This window comes from Peterkaempfera griseoplana, from assembly GCF_001418575.1.
GTDB lineage: Bacteria > Actinomycetota > Actinomycetes > Streptomycetales > Streptomycetaceae > Peterkaempfera > Peterkaempfera griseoplana.
Window position 1 is genome coordinate 1 of the sequence record NZ_LIQR01000463.1, and the last position, 10067, is coordinate 10067.

Annotated in this window: 10 protein-coding genes and 1 riboswitch; of the genes, 7 read left to right on the plus strand and 3 right to left on the minus strand. The window is 76.3% G+C overall.

Going from position 1 to position 10067, the window contains the following annotated elements; genetic code table 11:
- Positions 1-153: 153 nt before the first annotated feature.
- Positions 154-1395, minus strand: coding sequence for an alpha/beta hydrolase (locus AOK09_RS29780; RefSeq protein ID WP_055590339.1), 1242 nt, complete (start codon positions 1393-1395; stop codon positions 154-156).
- A 353-nt stretch (positions 1396-1748) separates the two neighbouring features.
- Positions 1749-1895, plus strand: a riboswitch (cobalamin riboswitch).
- A 113-nt stretch (positions 1896-2008) separates the two neighbouring features.
- Between AOK09_RS29780 and cobI the strand changes: the two genes are divergently transcribed.
- The 6 genes from cobI to cobC all read left to right on the plus strand — a co-directional run bounded on the left by cobI (position 2009) and on the right by cobC (position 8593).
- Positions 2009-2746 (plus strand): precorrin-2 C(20)-methyltransferase, encoded by a 738-nt coding sequence (gene cobI, locus AOK09_RS29785; RefSeq protein WP_055590340.1) that lies wholly within the window; start codon positions 2009-2011, stop codon positions 2744-2746.
- On the plus strand, positions 2743-3582 hold the full coding sequence (gene cobM, locus AOK09_RS29790; protein ID WP_055590341.1) for a precorrin-4 C(11)-methyltransferase: 840 nt from the start codon (positions 2743-2745) through the stop codon (positions 3580-3582). The genes cobI and cobM overlap by 4 nt, the downstream gene beginning before the upstream one ends.
- A 7-nt stretch (positions 3583-3589) precedes the next feature.
- On the plus strand, positions 3590-4819 hold the full coding sequence (locus tag AOK09_RS29795) for a bifunctional cobalt-precorrin-7 (C(5))-methyltransferase/cobalt-precorrin-6B (C(15))-methyltransferase (protein WP_055590342.1): 1230 nt from the start codon (positions 3590-3592) through the stop codon (positions 4817-4819).
- Between the two features lie 88 nt (positions 4820-4907).
- Positions 4908-6608, plus strand: a complete 1701-nt coding sequence (cobJ, locus tag AOK09_RS29800) for a precorrin-3B C(17)-methyltransferase (RefSeq protein WP_055590343.1) — start codon at positions 4908-4910, stop codon at positions 6606-6608.
- A 31-nt stretch (positions 6609-6639) separates the two neighbouring features.
- Entirely contained in the window at positions 6640-7539 is a 900-nt protein-coding gene (locus AOK09_RS29805; protein WP_055590344.1) for a sirohydrochlorin chelatase, read from the plus strand.
- On the plus strand, positions 7529-8593 hold the full coding sequence (gene cobC / locus AOK09_RS29810) for an Rv2231c family pyridoxal phosphate-dependent protein CobC (RefSeq protein ID WP_055590348.1): 1065 nt from the start codon (positions 7529-7531) through the stop codon (positions 8591-8593). The genes AOK09_RS29805 and cobC overlap by 11 nt, the downstream gene beginning before the upstream one ends.
- A 1-nt stretch (position 8594) precedes the next feature.
- On the opposite strand, the gene AOK09_RS29815 is transcribed toward cobC, so the two are convergent.
- The gene (locus tag AOK09_RS29815) at positions 8595-9035 is read right to left on the minus strand and encodes an SRPBCC family protein (protein ID WP_055590345.1); all 441 of its coding nucleotides are present in this window, start codon (positions 9033-9035) and stop codon (positions 8595-8597) included.
- Positions 9032-9388 (minus strand): ArsR/SmtB family transcription factor, encoded by a 357-nt coding sequence (locus tag AOK09_RS29820; RefSeq protein WP_055590346.1) that lies wholly within the window; start codon positions 9386-9388, stop codon positions 9032-9034. The genes AOK09_RS29815 and AOK09_RS29820 overlap by 4 nt, the downstream gene beginning before the upstream one ends.
- A gap of 68 nt (positions 9389-9456) precedes the next feature.
- On the opposite strand from AOK09_RS29820, the gene AOK09_RS29825 reads away from it, so the two are divergent.
- Positions 9457-10067: SDR family oxidoreductase (locus AOK09_RS29825; RefSeq protein WP_055590347.1), on the plus strand; the 611-nt coding region annotated here is incomplete at its 3' end.

A 10067-nucleotide genomic window follows, 5' to 3' on the forward strand; every position in this document is an offset into this window, starting at 1 on the left:
GCCCACCGCGGCACCGCGGACAACCGCCGACGGCACGGCGTCACGCCCCCCGGCTCCCCCCACCGGCGGCGCCCGCACCGCCGCCTGATCCCGCGCCATCCCAGACCGGCGCGGCGGCTCCACCCGGCCGCCGCGCCAGCACCGCACCCGGCCTCAGCCGCGGGCCACCACCGAGGCCGCGGACGGGGTCGCACTCAGCCGCCCCGGAGCGGGCGCGGCGTGCACCACCCGGCCCGGCACACTCCGGTGCCGCGGCGGCACCGCCCCCACCCCTCCCCGCTCCGGCACCGGACCGGGGGTGTTGCGGCTCAGCCACTCCAGCGCGGTGGGCAGCATCGCCGCCCACACCGCCGTGTTGTGGCCGCCGTGCGCGACGGTGAGGGTGGTGCCGTGCGCGGGACGGGACAGCTCGGCCAGCAGCGTCCGGGCGTCCGCCACCGTACGGCCGTCCTGCAGGGAACCCGCCAGCAGCAGCGCGATGTCCGGCTGGACCGCCATCCGGCGCAGCCGCAGCACCGGGCTGTTGGCGGCGCGGAGCGCCGGACTGCGGACCACGAACGGGGACTCCGGAGCGTTGTAGCCGGAGAGGCTGACCGCGGCGTGGAAGACGCCGGGGTGCTTCACCGTCAGGTCGACACTGCAGTAGGCGCCCGCCGAGTACCCCATCAGCGCCCAGTGACGGGCGTCGGGCGCGGCCCGCAGGCTGTGCTCGACCAGCCAGGGGACGTCCTTGGTCAGCCAGGTGTCGACCCGGGGGCCGTGCGGGACGTCCACACAGCCGCTGTCCTTGGTCCCGGTGTAGTTCATGGTGGCGGAGACCAGGATGAAGGGGTGCACCCGCTGCGCCGCGATCAGCCCCGACAGGGTGCGGTCCACATCCATCGGCCCGAACCAGGTGCGCGGCGACCCCGGCTGACCCGGCAGCAGCTCGATCACCGGGAAGGCCTTGGTGCGGTAGGCGGCCTCCTGGTACTGCGGCGGCAGCCAGACATAGAGCTCACCGCGCAGCCTGGAGTGCGGGCCGACCGCGGTGGCCTCCATCACCTGCCGTTTGAAGGGCCTGAAGGAGAGCACCGGCCGCGCCCCGCCGGGCAGCCCCCGGCCGAGCGCCGAGGCGCCCACCGCGGGTGAGCCGCCGTCCGGGCCCAGCGCGACCTGGTTGCCGTTGGTGCCCAGCAGGTCGTCCCAGCTCTCGTAGAAGGCATAGGTGTTGTTCAGCCACACCAGAGCGACCAGGACCGCGACCGCCTGGTTGAGCACCAGCAGGCCGAGTCTGCCGCCGTAGCGGACCGCCCGCGGACCGGGTATCCGGTTCCACACCGTCAGCACCGTCGCTGTGAGCAGCACCAGCGCCGCCGTGATGAGCGCCAGGAACGCTCCGCTCGTCAGCTCCATCCCCACAGGCCTTTCCGCCGGCGGCTCCGCGCGCCCCCTCGGACGCACCGAATCGGCTCCGCACCTGAGGTGAGGACGTGACGGCTCGCAATCAGGTTCCGATCGGGGTGAATCAGACACCCGTAAGGAGCAGTGACTTCCCTCTTCCGGGCGGCTCGCGACGCGCCCCGCACGCTGGGCCTCCACCCCTTCGGCCGCCCCCGGCGGCGGCCCGCGGGGGCGGGGCGGTGTGCCGCACATCACCACCCGGCCGCCCCGCCGCGGCCGGGTGCGGCGCACACCACAGGGGGCGTTGTTGACCGGGCAGCCGGGCGCGTGATGGGATTTCCGGGCCATACACGGCGGCATTGACGAGGAAGTCCGGTGCGAATCCGGCGCGGTCCCGCCACTGTCACCGGGGAGCACCCTCGGCCCCGCAGCAGCGTCTGCGGGAGTCTGCCACGGCCGTGCACATGCGGTTGGAAGGCCCGGGGGTGTGCCGATCCGGGAGCCAGGAGACTCTGGCCGCCGTCACGTCGACCGGGGCGAGGACCCCGAGTGAGGACTCCGTCATGCGTGTTCCGCATGCCGCCGCGGCGCGGCCTGCCCTCTTCCCCCGTACGGGCCCTTCCGCATGAGCCGGCGCCTGGTCGGCGTGGGGATGGGTCCGGGCGATCCGGAGCTGGTCACGGTGAAGGGCGTCCGGGTGCTGCGCGAGGCGCGGTTCGTGGTCGTCCCGGTGATGGACAGCGGGGAGAGGGGCCGGGCCGAGGCGACGGTGCTGCACCACACGGACCCGCACAAGGTCGTCCGGGTGGTCTTCGGCCTCAACGAGCGGGCCGACCGGGCCCGCCGTGAGGCGGCCTGGGACGCCGCCGGGGAGCGGGTCGCCGGCCTGCTGCGGGAGGCCGGCGAGGGCGGCACCGTGGCGTTCGCGACCATCGGCGACCCCAACGTCTACTCCACCTTCACCTACCTCGCCCAGACGGTCCGCCGGTCGCTGCCGGACACCGCGGTGGAGACCGTCCCCGGGATCACCGCGATGCAGGACCTGGCCGCGCGCAGCGGCACGGTGCTGGCCGAGGGCGTGGAGCCGCTCACCCTGGTGCCGGTCACCGCCGGCTCCGCGGTGCTGCGGCAGGCCCTCGCGGGCCCCGGCACGGTGGTGGCGTACAAGTTCGGGCGGATCGCCGCCGAGGTCACCGCGGCCCTGCGGGAGACCGGGCGCACCCCGGGCGCGGTGTGGGGCTCCTCGCTGGGCCTGCCGGAGGAGTCCATCCGTCCGGCGGCCGAACTGGACGGTTCCCCGCAGCCCTATCTGTCCACCCTGATCTGCCCCGCGCCGCGGGGCGAACGAGGGAGCAAGCTGTGACCGGTGCAACCCGCGGCAAGGTGACCTTCGTCGGTGCCGGGCCGGGCGCGGCGGACCTGCTGACCTTCCGGGCGGCACGGGCGATCGCGGCGGCCGACACGGTCGTGTGGGCGGCCAGCCTGGTGCAGGCCGAGGTGCTGGAGCACGCCCGTGAGGGCGCCCGGATCGTGGACTCCTCCCTGGTCCCCATGGAGGACGTGCTGGCTTTGTACGAGGAGGCGGCCCGCGACGGCCTGCGGGTGGCCCGGATCCACTCCGGCGACCCGTCGCTGTGGGGCGCGGTGCAGGAGCAGCTGGAGCGGTGCCGTGCGCTGGGTCTGGAGACCGAGATCGTGCCCGGCGTCTCGTCGTTCTCGGCGGTGGCGGCCATCGCCCAGCGGGAGCTGACGGTGCCGGAGGTGGCGCAGTCGGTGATCCTCACCCGGCTGGGCGGCGGCAAGACCCCGATGCCGCCCGGCGAGGAGGTACGGGAGTTCGCCCGGCACGGCACCACCATGGCGGTCTTCCTCTCGGCGGCGCGCAGCGGGCAGCTGGCCGCGGAGCTGCTGGAGGGCGGCTACCCGCAGGACACCCCGGTGGTGGTGGCCCATCAGGCGACCTGGCCGGAGGAGCTGGTGCTGCACTGCACCGTCGGCACCCTGGAGGCCACCGTCAAGGAGCACCGGCTGTGGAAGCACACCCTGTTCCTGGTGGGCCCCGCGCTGGGCGCCGAGGGGACCCGCTCGCACCTCTACCACCCCGGCCACTTCCACACCTTCCGCAAGGCGGACCGGCGTGCCCGGCGCACCCTGCGCACCGAGGGGGCGAGCGCCGCGCCGCCGCCCGCGGAGCGCTGAACCCGCGATGACCTCCCTCATCACGGTCCTCGGACGGGGCCGCCACCCGCTGCCGCCCGAGGACGCCGCCGTGCTGTCGGCGGCGACCCTGGTGGCCGGCGCCCGGCGGCACCTGGAGTCCGCCGCCGTGCCCGCCGGGGCCCGCCGGGTCGTCCTGGGGCCGCTGGCGCCCGCGCTGGACGCCATGGAGCAGGAGGCGGCCCGCGCGGGCGCCCGGGTCGTGGTGCTGGCCAGCGGCGACCCGGGCTTCTTCGGCATCGTCCGGGCGCTGGGCGAGCGGTTCGGCCCGCAGCGGCTGGAGGTGCGGCCCGGCGTCTCGTCGGTGGCGCACGCCTTCGCCCGGCTGGGCCTGCCCTGGGACGACGCCGTGGTGGTGAGCGCCCACGGCCGGGCCCCGCACACCGCGTACAACCTCTGCCGGGCGCACGCCAAGACCGCGGTGCTGACCGCTCCGGGCGCCGGCCCCGCCGAACTCGCGGCGGAGCTGCTGCGCACCCCCGGCATCGAGCGGCGCCTGGTGGTCGCCTCCGACCTGGGCGGGCCCGCGGAGCGGGTCGAGGAGCTGACCCTGGCCGAAGCCGCCGCCCGCGACTGGCCCGCCGTCAACCTGGTGCTCTGCCTGGCCCCCCGGGCCGGTGTCGGCCCCGTGCGGGCGCTGGCCGGGCACGGCGGGGCACCGGCCGGGTGGGCGCTGCCGGAGGACGCCTTCGAGCACCGCGACTCCATGGTCTCCAAGGCCGAGGTACGGGCCCTGGCGCTGGCCCGGCTCGGGCCCCGGCCCGGCGAGCTGGTGTGGGACGTCGGCGCGGGCAGCGGCTCGGTCGCCGTGGAGTGCGCCCGGTTCGGCGCCGCGGCGGTCGCGGTGGAGCAGGACGCCGCCGCGGTCGCCCGGATCAGGGCCAACGCCCGCGCCCACGGCGTGGACGTCTCGGTGGTCCACGGCCGCGCCCCGGGGGCGCTGACGGCACTGCCCGACCCCGACGCGGTCTTCGTCGGCGGCGGCGGCGCCGACCTGCCCGCCGTCGTCCGCGACTGCGCCGCCCGCGCCCGGCGGACGGTGGTGGTCACCCTGGCCGCGGTCGACCGCGTCCCCGCCGTGCGCGACGCGCTGCACACCGCCGGGCTGGCCGCCGACGGCGTGCTGCTGCACTCCTCCCGGCTGGCCCCGCTGCCGGGCGGTGTGAGCCGCCTCGCCGCCACCAACCCCGTCTTCGTCCTCTGGGGCAGCCGCCCATGACCCCGCACCGGCCGCCGTCCGGCCGCCGGTGCGGCGCCCGGCCCGCCTTCAGCCCACCACCGCACCGCCCTCCGAGGAGGCTCCCCCAGTGATCGGCCTGATCGCAGTCACCGCCGCCGGACGGCGCGCCGCCGACCGGCTCGCCGCCGCATGGCCCGCCCGCACCGTCCGGTACGAGGGACCGGCGGCCGAGGCCGTGGGCCGGGCCTTCGCCGAGTGCGAGCAGCTGGTCTGCTTCCTCGCCGCCGGGGCCGCCGTACGGCTGGTCGCCCCGCTGCTCGCGGACAAGGCCACCGACCCGGGGGTGGTCTGCGTGGACGAGGGCCTGCGCTTCGCGGTGCCCCTGCTGGGCGGCCACGGCGGCGGCGCCAACGCCCTGGCTGAGCAGCTCTCCGAGGTGCTGGGCACCCGGCCGGTGGTCACCACCGCCACCGACGCCACGGGCATCCCCGGCCTGGACACCCTGGGCCTGCCGGTGGAGGGCGAGGTGGCCGCGGTCTCCCGGGCGATCCTGGACGGCTCCCCCGTACGGCTGGAGGCCGACCGCCCGTACCCGCTGCCCGCGCTGCCCTCCTGGGTGGACGCGGACGCCCCCGCGGACGCGCCCGTGCTGCGGATCAGCGACCGGGTACGCACCGGCGGCGGGACCGCCGCCACCCTGCGCCCCGCCTCCCTGGTGGTCGGCGTCGGCGCCAGCCGCGGGGTCACCGCCGGGGAGGTGCTGGAGCTGGTGGCGGAGACGCTCGCGGGCGCCGGGCTGTCACCGGCCTCCGTCGCCCGGCTCGCCACCGTGGAGGCCAAGGCCGACGAGGAGGGCATCCTGGAGGCCGCCCGGCGGCTGGGGGTGCCGGTGACCACCCACAGCGCGGAGGTCCTGGCCGCCGTCCCGGTGCCCAACCCCTCCGCCGCGCCGCTGGCCGCGGTCGGCACCCCCAGCGTGGCCGAGGCCGCCGCCCTGGCCTCCGCGCCCGGCGGCGTGCTGCTGGTGCCCAAGCGCAAGTCGCAGCCCGTGGGCCGTCCCGCGATGTGCACCGTCGCGGTGGCCCGCCGCGCGGTGCGCGGCCGGCTCGCCCTGGTCGGCCTGGGCCCCGGCGCCCGGGACCTGCTCACCCCCCGGGCCCGCGCCGAACTGCGCCGCGCCTCGGTCGTGGTGGGCCTGGACCAGTACCTCGACCAGATCCGCGACCTGCTGCGCCCCGGCACCCGCATCGAGCAGTCCGGCCTGGGCGCCGAGGAGGAGCGGGCCCGCACCGCGGTGCGCCTCGCCCGGGAGGGCCTGGCCGTGGCGCTGGTGGGCAGCGGCGACGCGGGGGTGTACGCCATGGCGTCGCCCGCGCTGGCCGAGGCCGGCGACGACATCGACGTGGTGGGGGTGCCCGGGGTGACCGCGGCGCTGGCCGCGGCGGCGCTGCTGGGCGCCCCGCTGGGCCACGACCATGTCTCGATCTCCCTCTCCGACCTGCACACCCCGTGGGAGGTCATCGAGCGTCGGGTACGGGCGGCAGCCGAGGCCGACCTGGTGGTCACCTTCTACAACCCCCGCAGCCGGGGCCGGGACTGGCAGCTGCCCAAGGCCCTGGACATCCTGGCGGCGCACCGCACCCCGCAGACCCCGGTCGGGGTCGCCCACGGCGTCTCCCGCGCCGACCAGTGGCACACCGTCACCACCCTCGCCGAACTGGACGTCACCACCGTCGACATGACGACCGTGGTCACCGTCGGCAACACGGCCACCCGCCGGGTCGCCGGCCGCATGGTCACCCCGCGCGGCTACCGCTGGCAGCAGTGACCCCCCTCCTCCCGACCTCTGGAGACCTGACGTGACCCCACCCCAGCCGCCCGCGCTGCTGCTCGTCGGACACGGCACCCGTGACGACGCAGGCGCCGAGGCGTTCCGCTCCTTCACCGCGGGCCTGCGCGACCGGCTGCCCGGGGTCCCGGTGGGCGGCGGCTTCATCGAACTGTCGCCGCCGCCGCTGGCCGACGCGGTGGCGGAGCTGGTGGCCGCCGGGGTGCGGCGGTTCGCCGCGGTGCCGCTGGTGCTGGTCTCCGCCGGGCACGCCAAGGGCGACATACCGGCGGCGCTGGCCCGGGAGAAGGAGCGCCACCCCGGCATCTCCTATCGCTACGGCCGTCCGCTCGGCCCGCATCCGGCGCTGCTGTCCGTGCTGGAGCGGCGGCTGGACGAGGTGCTGGACCGGGCCGACCGCGCCGCCACCACGGTGCTGCTGGTCGGCCGGGGCTCCACCGACCCGGACGCCAACTCCGAGGTCCACAAGGCCGCCCGGCTGCTGTGGGAGGGCCGCGGACTCGCCGGGGTGGAGACCGCCTTCGTCTCCCTGGCCGACCCCGATGTGGCGGCCGGTCTGGAGCGCTGCCGCCGGCTGGGCGCGGGGCGGATCGTGGTGCTGCCGTACTTCCTGTTCACCGGGGTGCTGCCGGACCGGGTGGAGCGGCAGGCCGCCGAGTGGGCCGCCGCCCACCCCGCGGTGGAGGTGCGCTGCGCCGGGGTGATGGGCGCCACCGAGGAGCTGGCGGAGCTGGTGCTGGAGCGCTATCGCGAAGCGCTGCAGGGGGATCTGCGGATGAACTGCGACACCTGCGTCTACCGCGTGGCCCTGCCCGGTTTCGAGGACCGGGTGGGTGCCGTGCAGCGCCCCCACCACCACCCGGACGACCCGGACCACCACCACCACCACGGGCACGGCCATGCGCACTGACGGACCGTCGGCCCCGGTGTCGCGGGAGCCGGATCTGCGTCACCACGGAGACGCCGAGGTCCGCGACGGCACTCTGGCCGACCTGGCCGTCAACGTCCGCGCCGGCACCCCGCCGCGCTGGCTGCGCGACCGGCTGTCCGCGGCGCTGGACGGTCTGGCCGCGTACCCCGACGGCACGGCGGCCCGCGCCGCGGTCGCCGCCCGGCACGGCAGGCCGCCCGGCGAGGTGCTGCTGACCTCGGGCGCCGCCGAGGCGTTCGTCCTGCTGGCCCGTACGCTGCGGCCGCGCCGCGCCGTGGTGGTGCACCCGCAGTTCACCGAGCCGGAGGCGGCGCTGCGGGACGCGGGGCACCGGGTGGAGCGGCTGCTGCTGCGGGCGGCGGACGGCTTCCGGCTGGACCCGGGCCGGGTGCCCGCGGACGCGGACCTGGTGGTGCTGGGCAACCCCACCAACCCCACCTCGGTCCTGCACCCGGCCGCCGCACTGGCCACGCTGGCCAGGCCCGGCCGCGTCCTGGTGGTGGACGAGGCGTTCGCCGACACGGTGCCCGGTGAGGCGGGCAGCCTGGCCGCCCGGTCGGAGCTGCCCGGCCTGGTGGTGCTGCGCAGCCTCACCAAGACCTGGGGCCTGGCCGGGCTGCGGATCGGCTATCTGCTGGCCGCCGCGCCCCTGGTGGACCGGTTGGCCCGCAGCCAGCCGCTGTGGCCGGTCTCCAGCCCGGCGCTGGTCGCCGCCGAGGCGTGCTGCTCCCCAGGTGCGCTGGCCGAGGCGGAGGAGGCCGCCCGTGAGGGCGCCCGGCACCGCGCCCATCTGCTGGCCGGGCTCGCGGCCGTCCCCGGAGTACGGGTGCACGGCGAACCCGCGGCCTCCTTCGTGCTGCTGGAGCTTCCCGGCGCCGCGGCGGTGCGCGAGCGGCTGCGCGGCGCCGGCTTCGCCGTCCGCCGGGGCGACACCTTCCCCGGGCTGGGCCGGGACTGGCTGCGGGTCGCGGTGCGCGACCCGGCCACCAGCGACGCCTTCCTCGCCGCCCTGGCCACCGCGGTGCGGGGCTGACTCAGCGACCGGGGCCGGGCTGCCGGGCCAGCAGGCGCTCGAGCTTGCCGGCCAGATCGGCCCAGGCTGCGGCGGCGCCCTCGCGCCGGCCGCGGTCGGGGAGCCGCTCGTGGACGATGGTCATCTCGGTGGTGTCGCCGTCGGGGCGCAGGGTGACGCTCACCTGGGTGGCCCGGCCTCCGGTGGTGTCCGCGGTCCAGGTGAAGACCAGGCGGTGCGGCGGTTCCACGACCAGGTACTCGCCGGTGACCTCGTCCGCGCCCCAGTCGAGGATCTTGACGATCCGGTAGCGTCCGCCGACCACGGGGTCGCAGGAGGCCTCGGCGACGAAGCCGGGCCCCGGGCAGAGCCACTGCTGGAGCCGGTCGGCGTCGGTCCAGGCGTCGTAGACGTCCTGCGCGGTGGCCTTGAGACTGCGGGTGACCCGGACGACCTCGCTCATGCCTGCTCCTCGGGTGCGGGGTGCTGCTGACGGCTCTCCAGATGTGCGGCCAGGGCGTCGACGCGGTGCTCCCAGAAGGCGGTGTAGTCGGTGATCCACCGCTCCGCCTCGGCGAGTGCGGCCGGCTGCGCGGTCAGGAAGTGATCCCTTCCGCGGATCTCCCGGCGCACCAGGCCGGCCCGCTCCAGGACTGAGATGTGCTTGGAGACCGCGTTCAGCGACATGGGCAGCGGCCGGGCGATGTCGGTCACCCGGGCCTCGGTGAGCCGTAGCTGTCTGAGGATCTCCCGCCGGGTGGGGTCGGCGAGTGCCGCGTAGGTCAGGTCGAGGGTCGAGGGCGAACGTTCAACCATGTTGCTAAATATTAGTCCGGGACTTATGTTCAACCAAGTGGTTGAACATCTTCTCGGAGGGAACCCCCATGGCATCCGAAGTGATCGACAACAAGCACACCGCCCTGGTGACCGGAGCCGGCCGCGGCTTCGGCCGGGCGGTCGCCGCCGCACTGGCCGCAACCGGGGCCAGGGTCGTCGGCGTCGCCCGCGACCCCGAGCGGCTGGCGAAGACCCAGGCCGACCTCGGCGACTCCTTCGTCCCCGTCGCCGCGGACACCGCGGAACCCGCCACCGCCCAGCGGCTGCTGACCGAGCACCGCCCCCGCATCCTGGTGCTCAACGCCGGAGCGGCCCCCGTGACCGCACCGCTCCACGAACTCACCTGGGAGGAGTTCAGCCGTCACTGGCAGGTCGACGTCCAGCAGGCCTTCCACTGGATCCGCCAGGCCTTGACCCTCCCGCTCGCCCCCGGCAGCACCGTGGTCACCCTCTCCAGCGGCGCGGCGATCGGCGGCTCCCCCATCAGCGGCGGATACGCCGGAGCCAAGGCCATGGTCCGCTTCGCCACCGCGTACGCCGCCGAGGAGTCCCGGCGTGCCGGACTCGGCATCCGGTTTGCCTCCCTGCTCCCCACCCTCACCCCCGCCACCGACCTGGGATTGGGCGCGGTCACCGGCTATGCGGCACGGGCCGGTGT